General features: G+C 74.3%; 16 protein-coding genes. 11 read left to right on the top strand and 5 right to left on the bottom strand.

Translation table 11 applies throughout. The annotated features are described in order from the left end of the window. The first annotated feature begins 381 nt into the window (after window positions 1–381). Window positions 382–1,890 carry a serine/threonine-protein kinase gene (locus ACFY2K_RS10600; protein WP_380644591.1) on the top strand — a complete coding sequence of 503 codons (1,509 nt, stop codon included), beginning with the start codon at window positions 382–384 and terminating at the stop codon, window positions 1,888–1,890. Window positions 1,891–1,951: 61 nt separating this feature from the next. Here ACFY2K_RS10600 and glmS read toward each other — a convergent pair whose 3' ends face one another. Both glmS and ACFY2K_RS10590 read right to left on the bottom strand, forming a co-directional pair. Further along, a complete protein-coding gene (gene glmS, locus ACFY2K_RS10595; RefSeq protein ID WP_380396049.1) occupies window positions 1,952–3,778 on the bottom strand; it encodes a glutamine--fructose-6-phosphate transaminase (isomerizing) in 1,827 nt (608 codons plus the stop codon). A gap of 39 nt (window positions 3,779–3,817) precedes the next feature. Beyond that, window positions 3,818–4,093 (bottom strand): hypothetical protein, encoded by a 276-nt coding sequence (locus ACFY2K_RS10590; protein WP_360237016.1) that lies wholly within the window; start codon window positions 4,091–4,093, stop codon window positions 3,818–3,820. Window positions 4,094–4,287: 194 nt separating this feature from the next. Here ACFY2K_RS10590 and asnB point away from each other — a divergent pair, with 194 nt between their 5' ends. The 4 genes from asnB to ACFY2K_RS10570 all read left to right on the top strand — a co-directional run bounded on the left by asnB (window position 4,288) and on the right by ACFY2K_RS10570 (window position 9,554). Then, complete coding sequence (gene asnB, locus ACFY2K_RS10585; protein ID WP_387710702.1) at window positions 4,288–6,141, top strand: asparagine synthase (glutamine-hydrolyzing); 1,854 nt, start codon at window positions 4,288–4,290, stop codon at window positions 6,139–6,141. 238 nt (window positions 6,142–6,379) lie between these two features. Next, window positions 6,380–7,501 (top strand): hypothetical protein, encoded by a 1,122-nt coding sequence (locus ACFY2K_RS10580; RefSeq protein WP_380527679.1) that lies wholly within the window; start codon window positions 6,380–6,382, stop codon window positions 7,499–7,501. A gap of 125 nt (window positions 7,502–7,626) precedes the next feature. Beyond that, window positions 7,627–9,051 (top strand): pyridoxal phosphate-dependent decarboxylase family protein, encoded by a 1,425-nt coding sequence (locus ACFY2K_RS10575; RefSeq protein WP_387710700.1) that lies wholly within the window; start codon window positions 7,627–7,629, stop codon window positions 9,049–9,051. Between the two features lie 77 nt (window positions 9,052–9,128). After that, complete coding sequence (locus ACFY2K_RS10570) at window positions 9,129–9,554, top strand: hypothetical protein (protein WP_375885990.1); 426 nt, start codon at window positions 9,129–9,131, stop codon at window positions 9,552–9,554. 21 nt (window positions 9,555–9,575) lie between these two features. Here the strand turns inward: ACFY2K_RS10570 and ACFY2K_RS10565 are convergent, their stop codons facing one another. Beyond that, a complete protein-coding gene (locus tag ACFY2K_RS10565) occupies window positions 9,576–10,247 on the bottom strand; it encodes a hypothetical protein (protein WP_380527684.1) in 672 nt (223 codons plus the stop codon). A gap of 197 nt (window positions 10,248–10,444) precedes the next feature. Between ACFY2K_RS10565 and ACFY2K_RS10560 the strand changes: the two genes are divergently transcribed. Beyond that, entirely contained in the window at window positions 10,445–11,218 is a 774-nt protein-coding gene (locus ACFY2K_RS10560; RefSeq protein WP_380527685.1) for a hypothetical protein, read from the top strand. A gap of 39 nt (window positions 11,219–11,257) precedes the next feature. Here ACFY2K_RS10560 and ACFY2K_RS10555 read toward each other — a convergent pair whose 3' ends face one another. Both ACFY2K_RS10555 and ACFY2K_RS10550 read right to left on the bottom strand, forming a co-directional pair. Further along, window positions 11,258–11,554: a hypothetical protein gene (locus ACFY2K_RS10555; protein ID WP_380593022.1), complete on the bottom strand. Its 297-nt coding sequence runs from the start codon at window positions 11,552–11,554 to the stop codon at window positions 11,258–11,260. A gap of 121 nt (window positions 11,555–11,675) precedes the next feature. Beyond that, window positions 11,676–15,650 carry an amino acid adenylation domain-containing protein gene (locus tag ACFY2K_RS10550; RefSeq protein ID WP_387710697.1) on the bottom strand — a complete coding sequence of 1,325 codons (3,975 nt, stop codon included), beginning with the start codon at window positions 15,648–15,650 and terminating at the stop codon, window positions 11,676–11,678. A 222-nt stretch (window positions 15,651–15,872) separates the two neighbouring features. Between ACFY2K_RS10550 and ACFY2K_RS10545 the strand changes: the two genes are divergently transcribed. From ACFY2K_RS10545 to ACFY2K_RS10525, 5 genes are all read left to right on the top strand, one after another. Then, window positions 15,873–16,565, top strand: a complete 693-nt coding sequence (locus ACFY2K_RS10545; protein ID WP_380527690.1) for a GNAT family N-acetyltransferase — start codon at window positions 15,873–15,875, stop codon at window positions 16,563–16,565. Between the two features lie 262 nt (window positions 16,566–16,827). Then, on the top strand, window positions 16,828–18,090 hold the full coding sequence (locus ACFY2K_RS10540) for a MurT ligase domain-containing protein (protein ID WP_375885978.1): 1,263 nt from the start codon (window positions 16,828–16,830) through the stop codon (window positions 18,088–18,090). Between the two features lie 46 nt (window positions 18,091–18,136). Then, complete coding sequence (locus ACFY2K_RS10535; protein ID WP_375885976.1) at window positions 18,137–18,865, top strand: type 1 glutamine amidotransferase; 729 nt, start codon at window positions 18,137–18,139, stop codon at window positions 18,863–18,865. A 438-nt stretch (window positions 18,866–19,303) separates the two neighbouring features. After that, complete coding sequence (locus ACFY2K_RS10530; RefSeq protein WP_375885974.1) at window positions 19,304–20,329, top strand: 6-phosphofructokinase; 1,026 nt, start codon at window positions 19,304–19,306, stop codon at window positions 20,327–20,329. Between the two features lie 125 nt (window positions 20,330–20,454). Further along, on the top strand, window positions 20,455–20,966 hold a 512-nt coding region (locus tag ACFY2K_RS10525), incomplete at its 3' end, for an NAD(P)-dependent oxidoreductase (protein ID WP_387710694.1).

Raw genomic sequence — 20,966 nt, 5'->3', positions numbered from 1 at the left:
CCCCGGGGCCCGCTCGGGGCCCGGAACGGAAGCGCGGAACTCGGTAGCGCTACGTGGATATGACATGTACTCTGCGTATCGCTGGTTGAACACGCTGCGGGCCTGGTCGCCACTCCGTGGGGGGAGTCACGCCCAGGCCCGATCGCCGGCCCGGGGCCCGGTTGCGCTCGTGGGGGAGCGTCAGCCGGGCCCTTCGGTGGGTCCACGTCGTTATGCCCAGCCCGACGGTGTTTCAGTCATGACAACCCGTCGGCATCCCGAAGCCCCACCGACTCCGCACCGCCGCGGCCCTCCCCCGTCACCCGCCCTCCCCCGCCGTCGGCCGTACCGGCTCTGCCAGACTGTGGCGGACGTGCAGGCCGAGGAACGGGGGAACCGACGGTGGCGGACAGCGGGGACGGCGGTACGGCCGTGACCTCGGCGGGGCGGCTGGTCGGCGGCCGGTACCGGCTGGCGCGGCGGCTCGGGGCGGGCGGTTTCGGCAGCGTCTGGCAGGCCCACGACGAGGTGCTCGGCGTGGACGTGGCCGTCAAGGAGGTCCGACTGCCGCCCGCCGCCTCGCCCGAGGAGCACTCCGAGCGCCTGCTGCGCGCCCAGCGGGAGGCCCGGCACGCGGCCCGGCTGCGCGACCACCCGAACGTCGTCGGCGTCCACGACGTGGTGGTCGACGACGGCGCCCCGTGGACGGTGATGCAGCTGATCGTCGGCCGGTCCCTGGAGGAGCGGATCGCCGGGGAGGGCCCGCTCCCGACCGCCGACACGGTGACGGTCGCCGAGGCCGTCCTCGCCGCGCTCGACGCCGCGCACCGGGCGGGGATCGTGCACCGCGACGTGAAGCCGGCGAACATCATGCTGGCCGACGACGGCGGCGTGCTGCTCGCCGACTTCGGGATCGCCGTGCAGCAGGACCAGACCGCCCTCACCGCCTCGGGCGCCTTCATCGGCTCGGTCGACTACCTCGCCCCCGAGCGCGCCCACGGCAGCCCCGCGGCCCCGGCGGGCGACCTGTTCTCGCTCGGCGCCACGCTCTACCAGGCCGCCGAGGGCCGACCGCCGTTCCGCCGGGACACCCCGGTCGCGACGCTCACCGCGGTGCTGTTCGAACAGCCGCCGCCGATGACCCTGGCCGGCCCGCTGGCCCCGCTGATCGACGGCCTGCTGGCGAAGGACCCGAACGCCCGCCTCACCGGGGCGCAGGCGGCCGCCCTGCTCGCCGGGCAGCGGCCCCGGCAACCGCACCGGCCGGTGCCGCCGGCCCGGCCCGCGCACCCGCCGACCGCGCTCGCCACCCAGCCGGTCACCCCGCCGACCCTCCCGGTCCCGCCGGGGGAACCGGGCCGGCCCCCGGCGACCGGCCGGCGGGAGCGCCTGCTCGCGTCCGTCCTGGTGCCGGCCGGGCTGCTGGCCGTGTACGGCGTGTCGATGCTGCTCACCGGCGGCACCGTCAGCATCGCGGCCGGCGGGAACATGACCCCGCAGACGGTCGCCGCCATCAACCACGCGTCCGGGTCGGGCTTCCCGCTGCACTCCGCGCTCGGGCTCGACGACTTCCCCGGCACGGGCCGGGGCTTCCTGTTCATGCCCTGGCCGTGGCTGGTGCCCGCCGTACTGGCCCTGGTCTGCGCGGCCGTCCTGCCGTACCGCCCGTGGGGGCCGCTGCGCAGGTTCGGCTACCTCTGCGCCCTGCCGCTCCCGGTCGTGCTCGGCATCGTCGACGTCACCCTGCGCGCCCAGGACGCCGACGTCTTCCACACCCTGCCGCCCGCGGTGCAGGCGAACCTCACGCTGACCTTCGGGGCCGGCTGGTGGCTGCTGCACGCCGCCGCCGTGCTGACCCTGGCCGCCCTGATCTGGCAGCACGTCCGGACGGCGCGCGCGAACCGGGCCTGACGGCGGCCGGGCCCCGGTCGTCCGCACAGCGACCGGGGCCCGGGGTTCGAACGCCTGACGGCTACTCCACCGTCACGCTCTTCGCCAGGTTCCGCGGCTTGTCCACGTCCCGGCCGAGGGCGACCGCCGCGTGGTAGGCGAGCAGCTGGAGCGGGATGTTGAGGAGCAGCGGGTCCAGCTCCGGCTCGCTCTTGGGGACCAGGATGCAGTGGTCGGCCAGCTTGTCCTCGGGCCGGCGGTGGGCGACCGCGATGACCCGGCCGGAGCGGGCCTTGATCTCGCCGAGGGTGGTGAGGTTCTTGTCGAGCAGCTCGTCGTCCGGGACGAGGGCCACGGTCGGCAGCTCGGGGCTGATCAGGGCCAGCGGCCCGTGCTTGAGCTCGCTCGCCGGGTAGGCCTCGGCGTGGACGTAGGAGATCTCCTTGAGCTTCTGCGCGCCCTCCCGGGCCACCGGGTAGCCGCGGACCCGGCCGATGAACATCATCCCGGCGGAGTCGGCGTACTCGGCCGCCAGCTTCGCGATCGCGTCGGACTGGTCGAGCACCTCGCGGATCTGGTCGGGCAGCGCCTGGAGGGCGGAGACGATCCGGCGGCCGTCGGCCGGCGAGAGGTCGTGGATCCGGCCGAAGTGCAGGGCGAGCAGGGCGAAGGCGACCACGGTGGAGGTGAAGGCCTTGGTGGAGGCGACGGACACCTCGGGCCCGGCGTGCAGGTAGATGCCGCCGTCGCACTCGCGGGCGATCGCGCTGCCCACGGTGTTCACGACGCCGAGGACGCGGCCGCCCTTGCGCTTGATCTCCTGGACGGCCGCCAGCGTGTCGTAGGTCTCGCCGGACTGGCTGACCGCGACGTACAGGGTGTCGGCCTCGATCACCGGGTTGCGGTAGCGGAACTCCGAGGCGGGCTCGCTGTGGGCGGGGATGCGGGACAGCTCCTCGATCAGCTGGGCGCCCATCTCGCCCGCGTAGTAGGCGGATCCGCAGCCGAGGATCTTCACCCGGCGGATCTCGCGCAGTTCGCGGGCGTCCAGGTTGAGGCCGCCGAGGTGGGCGGTGCTGAACCGCTCGTCGAGCCGGCCGCTGAGGGTGCGCTCGACGGAGGTGGGCTGCTCGTGGATCTCCTTGAGCAGGTAGTGGTCGTAGCCGCCGGTGTCGAAGGAGTCGATCTCCCAGTCGACGGTGGACGGCTGGCGGTGGGTGGTGCGGGCGTCCGCGGTGAAGGTGCGGAAGCCGTCGGCGCGGACGGTGGCGAGCTCGCCGTCCTCCAGGTGCACCACCTGGCGGGTGTAGCGGACCAGGGCGGAGACGTCGGAGGCGGCGAACATCTCCTTCTCACCGATGCCGAGCACGATCGGGCTGCCGTTGCGGGCGACCACGATGCGGTCGGGCTGCTCGGCGTCGAGCACCGCGATGCCGTAGGTGCCGACGACCCGGCCGAGCGCGGCGCGGACGGCGTCCTCCAGCTCGACGCCCTCGGCGGTGTGCGCGGCGATCAGGTGGGAGAGCACCTCGGTGTCGGTCTCGGAGCGGAAGACCGCGCCGTCGGCGGCGAGCTTGGCGCGCAGTTCGTCGGCGTTCTCGATGATGCCGTTGTGCACGACGGCGATCCGCTCGGCGTTGTCCAGGTGCGGGTGCGCGTTGGCGTCGCTGGGCACGCCGTGGGTGGCCCAGCGGGTGTGGCCGATTCCGGTGCCGCCCTTGAAGCGGGCCGGCACGGCGGCGGCGAGGTCGGCGACCCGGCCCTTCACCTTGCGGAGCTTGATCCCGCCGGTGCGCCCGGCGACGGCGACGCCGGCCGAGTCGTAGCCGCGGTACTCCAGCCGGGCCAGTCCTTCCAGCAGGAAGGGGGTCGCGTCCTTGGGGCCGATGTAGGCCACGATTCCGCACATGCGTGGACTCCTCCAGTAAATAGCGAATGAACCCGGGGCTCAGCCGTAGACGATCCGGCGCAGCTGACGGGCCGAGAGCTCCGGCGCCGCGACGCGGCGGGCGGGCAGCTCCTCGGCGAGCCGGGCGAAGATCCGTTCGTTGGTGAGGCCGCGTGCCTGCAGCTCGCCGTGGCGGCGACGGACGTACTCCTCGGTGGTCTCGGAGAAGTACGCCAGCACCTCCGCCACGACCCGCGCCGCTTCCCGGGGCCCGAGCGGGCTGGTCCGGGAGAGGTGGGCGAGGAGGTCTTCGTGAGGGTGGGGTGAGCTCGGCACGAATGAGAACTCTAGGTCTCCCGGCGTGCCGAAGCCAAAGATCTTGCCCGAATTCGGGCAGGCTCGGCGACTTTCGGCCCGGGTAACCGCGCGGACCCCTGGCCGTCACCTTCCGGACAGGCTCTTGATGCCGCGCCGAGGGCGCCCGTAGCGTGACCCCCGCCACACGTACCCGAAGACCGGAGGGCTTGCTGATGTGCGGGATCACCGGATGGGTCGCCTTCGACCGCGACCTCACCGCCGAGCACGACGTCCTCGAGGCCATGACGGCCACCCAGGTCTGCCGCGGCCCGGACGCCGGCGGCGTCCACCTGGAGCCGCACGCCGCACTCGGCCGCCGCCGCCCCGGCGCGGCCGGCACCGACGGCGGGGCGCGGCCGCTGTCCGTCGAGCACGACGGCCGCCCACTGGCCGTGCTCGCCCTCACCGGCGAGGTCCACAACCAGCGCGAACTGCGCGCGGAACTGGAGGCGGCCGGCCACCGCTTCCGCACCCGGGACGCCGCCGAGGTCGTGCTGCTCGGCTACCTGGAGTGGGGCGAGGGCCTGGCCGAGCGGCTCAACGGCGCGTACGCCTTCGCGATCTGGGACTCCCGGCACGAGGAGCTGCTGCTGGTCCGCGACCGGCTGGGCGTCAAACCGCTGCACTACCACCCCACCCCGGACGGCGTGGTGTTCGGCTCCGGGGCCAGGGCGGTGCTGGCCCACCCCGCGGTCCGCGCGGTGGTCGACCTGGACGGGCTGCGCGAACTGCTCTCCCTCACCCGCACGCCCGGCACCACCCCGTACCGGGGCGTCCACGAGGTCCGGCCCGGGCACCTGGTCCGGGTGCGCCGCGGCGGCGTCACGGAGCGCCGCTACTGGGGGCTGGAGGCGCGCGAGCACGTCGACTCCCTGGAGTCCACGATCGCCACCGTCCGGGCCCTGCTGGAGGACATCGTCCACCGCCAGCTCGACTCGGACCTGCCGCTCTGCTCGCTGCTCTCCGGCGGCCTGGACTCCAGCGCCCTCACCGCCCTGGCCGCGGCGGCGCTGCGCCGGGCGGGGGCCGGCCCGCTGCGCACCCTCGCGGTGGACTTCACCGGCCGGGACGAGGACCTCCACCCCGACCCGGCCCGCTCGACGCCGGACGGCCCGTACGCCCGGATGCTCGCCCGGCACGTCGGCGCCGAGCACGACGTGATCGCGCTGGACGCCGCCGAGCTCACCGAGCTGCGCCGCAGTCACGCCGTGCTGCGCGCCCGGGACCTCCCGGGCGGGCTCGCCGACCTGGACGCCGCCCTGCTGCTGCTCTTTCGCCGCGTCCGGGAGCGGGCCGCCGTCGCCCTGTCCGGCGAGGCCGCGGACGAGCTGTTCGGCGGCTACCCCTGGTTCCACGACCCGGTCGCGATCGCCGCCGACGACTTCCCCTGGGCCGCCCGGCTCGACGGCGGCCTGGCCGGCCCGGGCTCCGCCCCGCGCGAGCAGCTGCTCGACGCCGACCTGGTGCGCAAGCTCGACCTGGCCGGCCACCGCCGCACCCAGTACCGGGAGGCGCTCGCCGAAGTCCCGCACCTGCCCGCGGCCGACCCGGTGGAACGGCGGATGCGGGAGATCTCGTACCTCAACCTCACCCGCTTCTCCGGTGTGCTGCTCGACCGCAACGAGCGGATGAGCCGGGCCGGCGGGCTGGAGGTGCGGGTGCCGTTCTGCGACCACCGGCTGGTCCAGTACGTCTTCAACACGCCGTGGGCGATGAAGACCTTCGACGGGCAGCAGAAGAGCCTGCTGCGCGCCGCCGTCCGGGACCTGCTGCCGGCCGAGGTCGCCGACCGGGTCAAGAGCGCCTACCCGATCACCGCCGACCCGCGCTACCCGCAGCTGCTGCGCGCCGACCTCTCCCGGCTCGCCGCCGAACGGACCTCCCCGGCACTGGAGCTGCTGGACCGGCGGCGGCTGGCCGACGCGCTCGCCCCCGACACCGACCCCGGGTCGGTGCGGCTGGGCGTCGACCTGGCGCTGGACCTCGACGTCTGGCTGACGGAGTACCGCGTGACGCTGGAGCTCTGACGCACCGTCCCCCCGCCCGAACGGCGGAACGCACGCCCGGCCCGCGGCGGACCCCTCCGTACGGGTGGTCCGCCGCGGGCCCCGCGCGCCGGGAGCCGTCCCGGCCCGCCGGGGCGTCCCGGCGATGCGGTAGCGTCGCCGACACCTCCCGAATGGCGGGCGATAACGCGGGATCGCGCTCCCGGTGCCGTCAGGATGGGAGCGAACCGTTCACCTCGATCCGCCGGGGGATCCCGTCATGCAGCCGCGAGTCTTCGCGATTCTCACCGCCGTGCTCCTGGGCGTCCTGGGCCTGGGCTCGGTGGCCGTCACCGACTGGAAGCCCGCCGCGGCCTCCGCCGCCCCGGCCGTCGCCGGTCCGGGCGCGGGTGCCGGCACCGGCGCCCAGCCGGTCACGGCCGGCGCCGCGAGCGCCACCCCGACCGGCGACCCGGCGGTGTGGACCCGCTCGACGCTGCGCAACAAGATGATGGCCGAGATGGACGCCACCGACCCCGGTGTCGCCCTCGCCGACCTCGACAGGATCACCAAGGAGAAGCCGTACACCGTGCGCTTCTGCCACCCGATCGCGCACGAGCTCGGCCACGCGGCGGTCAAGCGCTTCAACGCCGACTTCCAGAAGGTCATCTCCTTCCCGCACGAGACCTGCGCGGCCGGCTACCTGCACGGCGCGGTCGAGGAGATGCTCAACGCCTCCACCCAGCCCGAGGTGGACCTGCTCAAGCTGTGCGCCCCCAAGAACAGCGGCCCCTGCATCCACGGCGTCGGCCACGGCACCATGTTCGTCGCCAAGCAGGACGTCGCCAAGGCCCGCGACCTGTGCAACAAGTTCACCAGCGACCAGAACCGGATCCGCTGCTCCGAGGGCCTGTTCATGCAGCTCTTCGGCCCGGACGAGGAGGACGAGCAGGCCAAGGCCAACCTGCCCGCCGACAAGCTCGCCCAGGACCCGCTGTACCCGTGCAAGGACCAGCCCTCGCTGTTCCAGTCCGCCTGCTTCTTCTACGCCCCGACCTTCTACCTGTCCTCGCACGACTACCCGAACCACCCCGAGGTCTACGCCGACGCGCTCAAGTGGTGCCTCAACGGCAAGGCCAGCGGCGGGGCGGTGGACTGCAGCCGCGGGGTCGGCTCCCGGACCATGAAGTACAACCTGGACCGCGAGGACTGGGCCGCCCAGCAGTGCGCCACCGCCGCCGACGGCTGGCAGCGCAAGGCCTGCGCGGAGGGGCTGGTCAGCTACTACACGGTCAACTACACCGACGGCGGCGCGGCCGGGCGGCTCTGCGCGAAGATCACCAACAAGGAGATGCAGGGCTACTGCCGCTCCGCGGGCGGGCTGTCCGCCTCCCTCGACTGATCGTCCCCGTCCCACCCTCCGGGCCCGCGCCGCACGGCGCGGGCCCGTTCCGTAGCATCTGCTGATCACGGTGCGCCGAGGACGCCGCGCCTCCCCCGGTCCCCCGGCCCCTGGAGCACACCCACATGACCTCCGACGACTTCCGCGGCGCCGCCCACGCCGCCGCCGACCTGGTCGCCGACTACCTCGCCGAACTGCCTGCCCGCCCGGTCTGGCAGCCGATGGACGACACCGCCCGGCAGGCCCTGCTCGACGCCCCGCTGCCCGCCGAGGGCCGCCCGCTCGCCGAGCTCGTCGAGGCCGTCGGGCGGGACGTCCTCCCCCACCCCATGGGCAACGGCAACCCGCGCTTCTTCGGCTGGGTCAACTCCGCGCCCGCCCCCGCCGGGGTGCTCGCCACCCTCGCCGCCGCCGCGATGAACCCCAGCTCGGCCGGCGGCGACCACGCCGACGTCCACCTGGAGCGCGCCGTGGTCCGCTGGATCGCCGAACTGGTCGGCTTCCCGCACCCGGCCGGCGGCGGACTGCTCACCTCCGGCACCTCGGCGGCGACCATCGTCTGCCTGGCCGCCGCCCGCAACCGGGCCGCCCGCCGGGCCGGCCACGACGTCCGCGAGGAGGGCCTGACCGGGCTGCCGCCGCTGGTCGGCTACGTCACCGGCGAGACCCACTCCTGCGTCCGCAAGGCCGCCGAGCTCCTCGGCCTCGGCAGCCGCCACCTGCGCACCGTCGCCACCGGCCCCGACGGGCTGCTCGACCCCGCCGACCTGCGCGCCGCCGTCGAACGCGACCGCGCCGCCGGACTGCTGCCCTTCCTGGTGGTCGCCTCGGCCGGGACCGTCGGCACCGGCGCGGTGGACGCCTTCGACCCGCTCGCCGACCTCTGCCAGGAGCAGGGCCTGTGGCTGCACGTCGACGGCGCGTACGGCGCCTTCGGCCGGCTCGACCCCGCCATCGCCCACCGCTACGCCGGCCTGGAGCGCGCCGACTCGCTCGCCCTCGACCCGCACAAGTGGCTCGGCGTCCCGGTGGACTGCGGCTGCGCCCTGGTCCGGGACACCGACGAACTGCGCGGCACGTTCAGCCTCGTCCCGTCCTACCTGCGCGACGAGGCGGCCGGGGAGCTCGGCTGGTTCTCCGAGTACGGCACCGAGCAGACCCGCCCGTTCCGCGCCCTCAAGGTCTGGGCCACCATCGCCCACCGCGGCCGCACCGGCCTCGCCCGGGACATCGCCCGGTGCACCGCGCTCGCCCGTCGGCTCGGCGAACTCGTCGAGGCCGACGAGGAGTTGGAGCTGCTCGCGGAGGTGCAGACGTCCATCGTGGCGTTCCGCCACCGGGCGCCCGGGCAGGACGCGGCGGCCCGCGACGCCCTCAACCGCGAGCTGCCGGTCGCCGTCCAGCGGCGCGGCCGGGTCTTCGTCACCGGCGCCCGGCTCGGCGGGCACGAGATGCTCCGCGCCTGCCTGCTCAACGCCGCGACCACCGAGGAGGACCTGCGCCTGCTGCTCGACGAGGTCCGGGCCGCCGCCCGCACGCTGCTGCCGTAACACCCCCGGACGGACCTTAACCAGCAGGTCACGGCCGGTTCGCGGACCGGAAACACCGAGCGGGCACGGTGGAGGGCATGGAGCACTCGAAGCCTTCCTTCCCCCGTGCCCCCCGCTGGCGCCGGGACACCGTCGAACTCGCCGCGGTCTTCCTCTCCGTCACCGCGGCCGACCTGATCGCCAAGCTCGTGGTCGACGGCCCGGACGGCCCGGTCCTGCTGATCGGCTCGGCCGTCGCCCTGCTCGCCACCGCCCTGCTGCACTCCTGGTGGTCCCCCCACGGCCCGCCCCCGACCACGCTGTGGCGGGTCCGCACCACCGCCCTCGCCCACACCCCCGCCGCGCTCGCCGACCACCGGATCACCCTGCTCTCGCTCCACCGCCACCCCACGGCCGACGAGCTCTTCCTCCGGACCCCCCACTCCCTGGACCCGGCGGCCCTCACCGCCCTGCTCACCACCACCGGCCACACCGTCGAGGACACCCCGACCCGCATCGCCTGAACGGCCCGGGTGCAGTCCGGTTCAGGCCTCGACCTCGACGGCCGTACGAACCTCCGTGGTGCGCTTGGCCAGGTCGTCCGTGCTGGTCGCGCCCGACTCGTCGACGACCCCGCCGACCGTCGTCCCGTCCGCCCAGATGCAGATCGTCCGCTCCTCACCTGGGACGCCCACGACGGCGCAGTCCATCGCGCCGCCGAGCGGGCCGGCCGGGTAGTCCCGGCGGCTCCGGATCGGCTCGCTGTCCCTGGTCGTACGGGCGCCCCAGTGCGCGCCGAACTGCCGGTCCAGCTCTTCCCGGGCATCCGCGAAGCCGCCGGTCATCCCGACCACCCGGAGAGTGCTGCGACCCGAGCCGACGGGGCCGTAGCCCGCCACCTCGACGTCCCGGTAACGGCTCAGCGCGGTGAGGTTCTGGTGCAGGCGCCAGCGCTCGGCCGTGATCTCGTCGGTGTCCGGCAACCGCTCCTGGTCGCCGATCCGGTCCGCCAGGACGATCCGGTGCGAGGGCGGGGCGCCCGCGCCGGTGACGGCGGCGACGGTGAGCCCGGCGAACAGGGCGGCGACCACGGCTCCGCCGATCCAGACCTTGCGGGACACCGTGCGGTACCAGGGCAGCGGGGCCACCGGCTCCAGGGTGTTGGCCCAGATCGCCCGGAGACCGGTGGGTCTCTCGGTCGGCTCTTCGTTCTCCATGTCCGGCATGTCATCTCATTTCGCGTAAACAACAGCTCAACAGATCGCCGGATGATACGTCAGCACGCGAAGGGCCCGCACCAGCCTTCCGGGTCCGGCCAACGTTCACCGGGGCTTCCGTGCCCGGCCGCCCGGCGGACGCGCGCGCCCGGTCGGATGGGCCGACCGGACGACGGAACAGGGAGCGGGTGCGCAGCATGGATCGGCGGAGGTTCGCCGCGGCGGTGGCGGCGGGTGCGGTGGTGCCGGTGGTGGCCGGGGCCGGGCAGGCGCAGGCCGAGGGGACGGGCGGTCAGGAGGGCCTGCGGCGGCAGATGGTGAAGGCGCTGACCGGCGCGCTGGGCGACCGGGCGGCCGCCGAGGCCGAGGTGCCGCGGATCCTGGACGTCTGCTTCGACTGGGCGCCGCCGACGGTGGAGCCGGCGAAGGTCGACTTCCTGCTCGCCTACGCCTTCGGCAACCGCGCCCCGGCCGGCGGCGGGGACCCGGCCAAGGTGCGGTACGAACCGGGCCCGGTGAACCGGGAGTTGGCGGACACCGTGGCCAGGATCCACCGCCGCCGCAAGGTGCCGGTGTACGCCCAGTGGGAGATCGCCCACTTCCTGACCGACGTCCACGGGCTGACCGACGTCACCTCGATCGAACCGGTGGTCGCCCCGGACGGGACGATCACCTACCTGAGCACCTACGGCGTGGCCGCCCAGGTCGCCGCCGCCCGCAAGGGCCTGCCCGGCGGGATCGGCACCGCCGGGGTGGTCGGCTTCCGGGACCACGTGAAGCGCTGCGTGCTCACCACCCGGCTGGCCGGGATCGCCTCGGCGGGCGCCCCGGCCGGGACGGCGATGCCGGGGACGTACGACCCGCGGTCCGGCCAGGCCTGGACCCGCAGCCGCGAGCTCTACCTGGTGCACGACATGGCGGCGCAGTGGCAGCTGCTGGAGCAGCGGCTGGTGGCGGCGGCGGGCGCCTGATCGGGCGCCCGCCGCTCCTCGGGCGGGTCGGCGGGCCGCTCAGCCCCGGTCGGCCGGCTGCACCACGCACACCGCGTTGCCCAGCATGCCGCCGAAGCCGCCGAGCAGCGCACCGGTGACGCTCTTGCAGACGGCCGCCTCCTGGGGGGTCTTCGGGCCGTTGTTGCTGCTGGTGTTGATGCTGGTGTTGTTGTTGCCGGTGCTGCTGTTGCCGGTGCCGTTGGTGCCGGCGCTGCTGCCGCTGCCGGCGGCGGCAGCCGTCCCGGCGAGGGCGAGCGGTACGGCCAGCAGCAGGGCGCAACAGGCCGTGGCGAGTGCGGAGTTCTTCGCGAGCATGGGGGAGCCCCTTCGGATCGAGACGGGTTCGGCGGAAAGCCGAGCCATCCCTATCCGAAGGGGCTCCCGCGGTCACGGATCCTGGGCCATCCGTGAGCGTGTCCGCGTCAGCGCCCGGGCGTCACGGGGTGGGCCGCTCCACCGCCCGGATGGCGGCCGCGAGTTCGAGCACCCCGCGCTCCTTGAGCACCCCGTAGTGGTCCCCGGCGAGCTCCACCACGGTGGGCGGGGCGGCCGACCAGCCGGTGCTGCCCTCGATGAAGGAGTAGTCGTCGCCCGAGGCCTTGAAGACGGTCACCGGCGCCGCCAGCCGCCGCTCGGCCAGCTCGCGGAAGCTGTACTCGAACTCGTAGGTCTCGCCGACGATCCGGGTGATCCGGCGGATCACCTCCTCGTCCAGCGCGGGCAGCATCCGGTGCACCCCGGCGACGAACGAGGACTCGTCGACCGTCCCGGCCAGGCAGCGCTCCAGCTCGGGCCCGCTGATCGCCCCGGCGAACACCGAGAACAGGATGGTCACGTACGCCGGGTTGGCGTACGAGGACTCCCGGCCGTACTCCCGGCCGTCGGCCTGCCGGACCTCCGGGTTGCCCGGGCAGATCAGCAGCAGCTGTTCCACCCGTTCGCCCGCCTGCTCCAGCTGCCAGGCCGCCTCGAAGGCGACCCGGGCGCCGAAGGAGTAGCCCCACAGGGTGTACGGGCCCTCGGGCTGCACCCGGCGCAGCTGGGCGAGGTCGGCGGCGGCCGTCTCCCGGATGGTGGCGTACGGCGTCTCGCCCTCGTTGATGCCGTGCGCCTGGACGCCGTAGAAGGCACGACCGTCGCTCGCCTCCCGGCCGAGCAGCCGCAGGTTCATCGGGTAGCCGCCCAGCCCGGGCCAGCAGAACACCGGCCGGCCCTGCTGCCCCGAAGCCCCCGACTCCGCCGACTCCCCCGGCTTCCCCGGCTTCCCCGGCTGCAGCGGGACCAGCCGTGAGGCCGGCGCGCCGTCCGAGGCCGAGATCCGGGCCGCCAGGTCCGCCAGCTTCGGGCACTCGAACACCACCTGGAGCGGCAGCGAGGTCCCGAACTCCCGGTTGATCCGGTTGACCAGCGCCACGGCGGTCAGCGAGTTGCCGCCGGCGGCGAAGAACTCGTCGGTCACCGACACCTCCTCGTACGCGAGCGCCTGCCCCCAGGCCTCGGCCAGCCACCGTTCCCGCGCGGTGCGCGGGGCGACGAACTCGCCGCGCCCGCCGTCCGCGCGGACGGCCTCGGAGCCGGCCAGCGCCTTGAGGTCGACCTTGCCGTTCGCGGTGAGCGGCAGGGCGTCGACGATCAGCACCCGGTTGGGCAGCATGTAGTCGGGCAGCAGGGTGGCGAGTTCGTCCTTGATGATCTCGGCCGGGCCCTTCATGTGCACGGTGTCCTCGTGCATGCCCTCGCTGCCGATCTGCTCCTCGCTCACCTTCCCGCCGAGGAAGAAGTACGAGGCGCCGGTGGGGATGCCCGCCGCGTCGAGGATCTCGTCGATCCGGCGCGAAGCGGGCAGCGGGTGGCCGGACTTGGAGCTGTAGCCGGAGGACATGAAGCCCAGGCCCAGGCCGTTGCGCTGGAGGTGGTGCAGCTTCGTGCCGAGCGCGACGTACTCCAGCCAGTCCTCGGCGGCCCGGCTGACCGCGGTGATGCCGAACGCGGCCCGGGCGTACACGGCCTGGTTGATCGCGATCACCTGCCGGGACTCCACCACCTCGTCCGCGACGCCGGTCAACTCGCCGTCGGCGTAGCGGTAGAGGCCGGCCGGCAGGCCGTCCACCCGGTCGCCGTGGGCCTGGACGTACAGCTCGGTGTGCTCCTCGGGGGCGAGGCTGCGGTTGCGGTCGACGGTGAAGCTGCCCAGGTAGTGGTCCTCCTCGGCGACGTCCAGCCGCTGCCGGACGGCCGGGTCGAAGCCCTGCGGGCGCACCTCCAGGCCGTACTCGGGCAGCACCTCCTCCAGCACGCCCAGCATGTGCCCGGTCTCGAACTCCAGCACCTCGCGGATGTTGTTCCTGTACACCGGCTCGATCGCCGCGGTCCGCCCGGAGAAGTGCAGCGTCAGGTACGGCTCCGGGCGGGCGTCGGCGGCGCCGACCCTGATCAGGGTGTGCTCGACCGGGTGGTAGTAGTACATCCCGGCGGCCAGCCCGTCCAGGCCGCCGGTCTCCAGGTACAGCTGGGTCGCGTAGAGCGCGCCGGGCGAGGCGTAGGCGTACTTGGGCAGCAGCCGCTCCTCGCTGTGGAACTGGCCGAACCAGCGCAGGATCCGGCCGAGTTCGGGGAAGCTCAGCAGGCCGAGCTCGCGGCCGAAGGGGCCGGCCGGGCGGGGGGCGAGCAGCGCGGTGAGGTCGTCCCGGGTGACCGGGCCGCCGTCGTAGAAGCGGTAGGTCTTGCGGGCGAAGACGGCCCGCCGCTGGGTCCCGCTCTCGCGCCGGCCGGGCAGTTCGACCTTCTCCCGGCCCGCCAGCTGGGCCGGGGCCCGCACCCCGGGGTCGGACAGCTGGGCCCGGACCTGGAGCCGGCTGGCCTTGGACTGGTGGTGGCCGCCGTGGTTGCCCTGGTCCATCAGGGCGGCCTCGCGCGGGTTCAGTTCGACGCAGGCGACCAGGTTCTGGTGGCCGGTGCGCGCGTCGGCGGTGACCACGGCGGCCGAGCGGCGGACCCAGGTGTGCTCCTCGATCGCCCGGGCGATCTCGTCCAGCTCGACCCGGTAGCCGCGCAGCTTGACCTGGTTGTCGACCCGGCCGGCGAACTGGAGGGTGCCGTCCGGGTTCCAGTGCACCAGGTCGCCGGTGCGGTACAGCTTCTCGGCCGGGGCGAACGGGGAGGGCACGAACCGCTCGGCGGTCAGCTCCGGCCGGTGCAGGTAGCCGCGGGCCAGCTGGACACCGCCGATGTACAGCTCGCCGACGTCCCCGAGGCCGACCGGGGCCAGCCGTTCGTCCAGGACGTAGCACTGGGTGTTGTCGACCGGCCGGCCGATCGGGACCGAGCCGGCGCCGTCGCCCAGCGCGGCCGGGTCGACCAGGTGGGCGGTGGCGTTGATGGTGCACTCGGTCGGGCCGTACAGGTTGACCAGCGCGGCCCCGGGCAGGGCGGCGGCCAGGTCGCGGGCCAGCCGCAGCGAGAGCGCCTCGCCGCCGGAGAACAGGCCGGTCAGGCCGGTGCAGTCGGTGAAGCCCTCGGTGTCCAGCAGGGCCTGCAGCAGCGTCGGCACGCACTGCAGGGCGGTCACGCCGTACCGGCGCACGGCGGCGACCAGCGCCTCCGGGTCCCGGTACAGCCCGGGCGTGCCGGCCACCACCCGGGCGCCGACGGCCGGGGCGAGGATCTCCCACTGGGCGGCGTCGAAGCTCATCGGGGTCTTCTGCAGCACGGTGACCCCGGGGGCGAGGTGCCCGGCGGTGTGCAGCCAGCGCAGCTGGGAGACCACCGCCCGGTGCTCGATCTGCACGCCCTTGGGGCGGCCGGTGCTGCCGGAGGTGTAGATCACGTAGGCCGTCGACTCCGGCTGCGCCCACTCCTCGGGCTGCCCGTGCGCCTCCGTCCGCTCGTGCGCAGGCGACTGCCCGTGCGCCGACGGCGCCTCCTCGACGGTGAGGACCGCGGTGCCGGCCGGCAGCAGCCCGGCCAGCCGCTCGCGCAGGTGCTCCTGGGTGAGGACGATCCGGGTGCCGCTGTCCTCGATCATGTAGCGGAGCCGGTCCTCCGGGTACTCGGGCGACAGCGGCAGGTAGCCGGCCCCGGCGTACAGGACGCCCCAGGCCCCGGCGACCAGCTCCACCGAGGGCTCGACGTACAGGCCCACGCAGTCGTCCGGGCCCGCGCCCGCGCCCAGCGCGCGCAGCCGCGCGGCCAGCCCGCGGGCGCGTTCGGACAGCTCCAGGAAGGTCAGGCGGCCGTGCTCGCCGACGACGGCCGGGGACGCGGGCCGGGTGCGGGCCTGCCGGTCCAGCAGACCGGTCAGCGCGGTGCCGACGGGTGCCCGGCGGGCGTGCGGGAGGCGGGTGGCGGGGTTGGCGGGGGTGCCGCCGGTGGCGGTGGTGGTGGCGGTGGCGGCGAGGTCGGTGTTGCGCATGGGAGAGCCTTCGGTGCGTGGACGTACGGACCCCGGCGGACCTGCTCACCAGGAGCGCCGGGTACGGACTCCACCGTCGGCCGCCCGCCGTCCCGACCGCATGAGGCACCGGTCTGGACCTGTGCCGGATCCGTCCCGGCGGGACGCCCGTGCGCGGTCGGGCATTCGTGCGTTCACGATCACGTAACCGGCCGGAAGCGAGCCGTCGGTAGCGTCGGACCCATGACGGCACCCCGCACCCGCCCCGAACGGTTCTGGCACCGGCCCTTCCGCAGGTCGAACCGCAGGTGCGCGGCGCCCGACGCCCAGTCCACCCGGCCGCCCGCGCACCCCGGCGGCCCGCACCGGCCGACCCGCGGCCACGCCGCTCCGGCCGCTCCGGCCGCAGAGGTGTCCCGGCTGTCCCTGCCGGACGGGACCGAGCTGCTGCTGCGCCCGGCCGGCCCTGCCGACAAGGCGGCGGCCCTGGCGATGCACGAGCGCTGCTCCCCCGCCGCGCTGCGGCTGCGCTACCACGGGCCGGTCCGCGACGCCGACCGCTACCTGGAGCACCTGCTGGACCCCCGGCACGGCCGCAGCCTGGTGGTGGTGGCCCCCGACGGGCGGGTCATCGCCCTCGGGCACCTGATGTGGGACGAGGACGAGGCGGAGCTGGCCGTGCTGGTCGAGGACGCCTGGCAGCGGCAGGGGCTCGGCCTGGCCCTGCTCCGGCGGCTGACCGCGCTGGCCCGGGCGGCCGGGATCGGCGCGGCGTACGCGGTGACCCAGGCCGCCAACACCGGGCTGATCGCCGCGATGCGCCGGCTGGCGGCGCCGCTGGACTTCCACTGCGAGGACGGCACCCTGGTGATCACCGCCACCCTCGCCGCCGGAGCCGCGCCCGCCACCGCCTCCGCACCCGTTCCGGGCCGCTGATCATTTCTTCACGACATCCTTACCGGCTGCTCCGGGAACCCGGGGCAGCCGGTGAGGCGTCCTTCCCCGCAGCAGGGGTCCCTCCGTACACCGCCCTCCTTGACGGGCCGTCAGCAGCCCCCGCAGCGGCGTCGCAGCTGGCGGCATGGGGTCCGGATCGTCCGGCCGGGCTACGGAGTCGGTAGGCTGGCCCCGTCCCCGCCGCCCGACGGCCCGTTATCCGGCCGACAGGTGGTGCCGCAGCAAGGAGGAACCACTGAGCATGGCAGGCACCGAATCGGAGCCCACAGGCGCACGCGACGCCTCGCTGCCGGCCCGCGCCAAGATCGCGGTCACGGCCGGCAAGGTCGCCGCCGCCGTGTCCCGCAAGGCCGGTCGCGGGAGCGGCTCGGTGATCGGCGGCAAGGTCGCCCTCAGGCTCGACCCCGACCTGCTCGCCACCCTCGCCGACCACCTCGACGTCGTCCTGGTCAGCGCCACCAACGGCAAGACCACCACCACCCGCCTGATCGCCGAGGCGCTGCGCGCCGCCGGCCCGGTGGTCTCCAACGCCCTCGGCGCCAACATGCCGGCCGGCATCACGTCCGCCCTGGCCGGTGGCTCGGAGGCCCGCTTCGGCGTGATCGAGGTCGACGAGAAGTACCTGGCGACGGTCGCCCGCGACACCCACCCCAAGGCGATCGCCCTGCTCAACCTCTCCCGCGACCAGCTCGACCGCGCCGCCGAGACCCGCATGATGGCGGAGAAGTGGCGCGAGGGCCTCCAGGACACCGAGGCCGTGGTCATCGCCAACGCCGACGACCCGCTGGTGACCTGGGCCGCCTCCTCCTGCAAGAAGGTGGTCTGGGTGGCCGCCGGACAGGCGTGGAAGGAGGACGCCTGGTCCTGCCCCGCGTGCGGCGGCGTGATGCAGCGCCCCGGCGACGACTGGTTCTGCCAGGACTGCGGCTTCCGGCGCCCCAACCCGCACTGGGCGCTCCAGGGCACCCACGTGATCGACCCGCAGCGCGGCGCCTGGCCGATCCAGCTGCAGCTGCCCGGCCGGGCCAACCTGGCCAACGCCACCAGCTCGGCCGCCGTCGCCGCCGTGTTCGGCGTCTCCCCGCAGGTCGCCCTGGAGCGGATGCGCTCGGTGTCCGCCGTGGCCGGCCGCTACGACGTGGTGCAGTACCAGGGCCGGGACATCCGGCTGCTGCTCGCCAAGAACCCGGCCGGCTGGCTGGAGACCTTCTCCCTGATCGACGGCCCGCCGGCCCCGGTGATCCTCTCGGTGAACGCCCTCGACGCCGACGGCACCGACACCTCCTGGCTGTGGGACGTCGACTACGAGCGGCTCGCCGGGCACCCGATCTTCGTGATGGGCCAGCGCAAGCTGGACCTGGCCGTCCGCCTGGAGGTCGCCGGGCTGCAGTTCCACGTCGTGGACACCCTGGAGCAGGCCGTCCGGATGGCCCCGCCCGGCCGGATCGAGGCCATCGCCAACTACACCGCCTTCCAGCAGCTGCGGAAGGTCGTGGCCGGCTGATGCCGCGCCCGCACACCAGTCTTTTCGTGACGGAAGGCCTTCGAGGATGAGTGAGAGCAGCCTGCGCGTGGTCTGGGTCTACCCGGACCTGCTCAGCACCTACGGCGACCGCGGCAACGCCCTGGTCGTGGAGCGCCGGGCCCGCCAGCGCCATCTCAACGTGACCCGGATCGACGTCCGCTCCGACCAGGCGATCCCCACCAGCGGGGACATCTACCTGATCGGCGGCGGCGAGGACCGCCCGCAGCGACTGGCCGCCGAGCGGCTGCGCGCCGACAGCGGCCTGGTGCGGGCCGCCGAGAACGGCGCGATCATCTTCGGCGTCTGCGCCGGCTTCCAGATCATGGGCCACGAGTTCGTCAACGACCTCGGCGAGCGCGAGCCGGGCCTCGGCCTGCTGGACGTCTGGACCACCCGGGGCGAGGGCGCCCGCTGCGTCGGCGACGTGCTCGCCGACGTGGACCCGCGGCTCGGCCTGCCGCAGCTGACCGGCTTCGAGAACCACCAGGGCGTCACCCACCTCGGCCAGGGCGTCCAGCCGTTCGCGAACGTCACCGTCGGCCGCGGCAACGGCACCGGCGACGGCACCGAGGGCGCCTGGCGGGACACCGTCTTCGGCACCTACCTGCACGGCCCGGTGCTGGCCCGCAACCCCGCCGTCGCCGACATGCTGATCCGGCTGGCCCTGGACGTCAACGCCCTGCCGCCGGCCGACACCACCTGGTACGACGCGCTGCGCGCCGAGCGCATCGCCGCCACGGCGCGCCCCGCGTAGTACCCACGCAGTGCCCGGGGAGTGACCACGTGGGACCCGCGTGGGACCGACGTGGTCACCCACCCCTCACGACGCACCCCGCGTCGTACGACCGGGCCGCCCCGCCCGGGTGCCCGCGATGCGGTCATCCGGCCCACGGGCGGCCCCGGACGTACGACAATGGGGCTGCCGGCTGCACACCCTCCTCGGCAGCAGGCTGCAATTCCGCGCGGGGGCGCCGACGGCGCCGCTCCCGCGTCGGCTCCTGCCCGGCCGGACCAGGGGTCGTATGCTCGACTTCACGGCCGTTTTCGGATGCTCTGTCCGGATCCGGCCGGTGCTTCACCCCGAGGCAACCTCCCCGTCACCCCGGTGGGGAAGGCCTCGTCGCGGTGACGGCTCGTCGTCCCAGCCTGTAGTCCGGCCGTTCCTCGGTTCTGCTCGGGAGTTGCAAAGCTAATGCGTATCGGAGTGCTGACCAGCGGCGGTGACTGCCCCGGCCTGAACGCGGTGATCCGTTCCGTGGTCCACCGGGGGGTGGTCGACCACGGCGACGAGATCATCGGGTTCGAGGACGGTTGGCGCGGTTTCCTGGAAGGGCACCACCGCCCCCTGACCCTCGACTCGGTGAGCGGCATCCTGGCCCAGGGCGGCACCATCCTCGGGTCCTCCCGGGTGCAGCCGAGCCACCTGCGGGACGGCGTCGAGCGGGCCAAGAAGTACTGCTCCGACCTCGGCCTGGACGCCGTGATCCCGATCGGCGGCGAGGGCACCCTCAAGGCCGCCAAGCTGATGAGCGACGCCGGCCTGCCGATCGTCGGCGTGCCCAAGACCATCGACAACGACATCGCCGCCACCGACGTGACCTTCGGCTTCGACACCGCCGTCTCGGTCGCCACCGAGGCCCTGGACCGGTTGAAGACCACCGCCGAGTCCCACCAGCGGGTCATGGTCGTCGAGGTCATGGGCCGGCACACCGGCTGGATCGCGCTGAACGCGGGCATGGCCGCCGGCGCGCACGCCATCGTCGTCCCGGAGCGCCCCTTCCACATCGAGAAGCTCACCGCCGTGGTCCGCGAGCGCTTCGACCGGCAGAAGAAGTTCGCCATCGTGGTCTGCGCCGAGGGCGCCAAGCCCGAGCCCGGCACCATGCACTGGGAGGAGGGCAGCAGGGACATCTACGGCCACGAGCGCTTCACCGGCATCGCCACCCAGCTCTCCCGCGAACTGGAGCACCGCCTCGGCAAGGAGGCCCGCCCGGTCATCCTCGGCCACACCCAGCGCGGCGGCACCCCCACCGCGTACGACCGGGTGCTCGCCACCCGCTTCGGCTGGCACGCCGTCGAGGCCGTCCACAAGGGCGCCTTCGGGCACATCACCGCCCTCCAGGGCACCGACATCAACCTGGTGCCGCTGGCCGAGGCCGTCGCCGAGCTCAAGACCGTCCCGCAGGAGCGCTACCAGGAGGCCGAGACGGTCCTCTGACCGCCGCCCCTCCCGCCCGTTCCGGAGCCCCCGGCAGCCGCCGGGGGCTCCCGTGCGCCCGGCGGGCGTTCCGGCCACCGCCCCGTTAGCGTGGGCCCCAGGAGCCCTCCCCGGAAGGACGACGCATGGAGATCCTGGCGTACGGCGTGCAGGCCGACGAACGGCCGCTGCTGGAACGGGCCTTCGCCGGCCGGCACGGACTGCGCTGCCTGGACGTGTTCCTCGACCGCGACACCGCCCCGCTCGCCGCCGGCCACCCCGCCGTCAGCAGCAGCGTCAACGCCGTCCTCGACGCCGACACCCTGGCCGTCCTCGCCGCCAGCGGCACCGAGCTGATCGCCCAACGCTCCACCGGCTTCAACAACATCGACCTCGACGCCGCCGCCGACCTCGGCCTCACCGTCGCCCGGGTCTCCCACTACAGCCCGTACGCCGTCGCCGAACACGCCTGGGCCCTCGCCCTCGCCGTCAACCGCCGCCTCACCCGCGCCGCCACCCGCACCCGGGAGTTCGACTTCCGCCTCGACGGCCTCCTCGGCCGGGACGTCCACGGCATGACCGTCGGCGTGATCGGCACCGGCAAGATCGGCGAGTGCTTCACCCGGATCGCGGCCGGCTTCGGCACCGAACTCCTCGG

Source organism: Kitasatospora sp. NPDC001309 (assembly GCF_042896295.1).
In the GTDB taxonomy this organism is placed as follows: Bacteria; Actinomycetota; Actinomycetes; order Streptomycetales; family Streptomycetaceae; genus Kitasatospora.
This window is presented reverse-complemented; position numbering and strand designations above follow the sequence as displayed.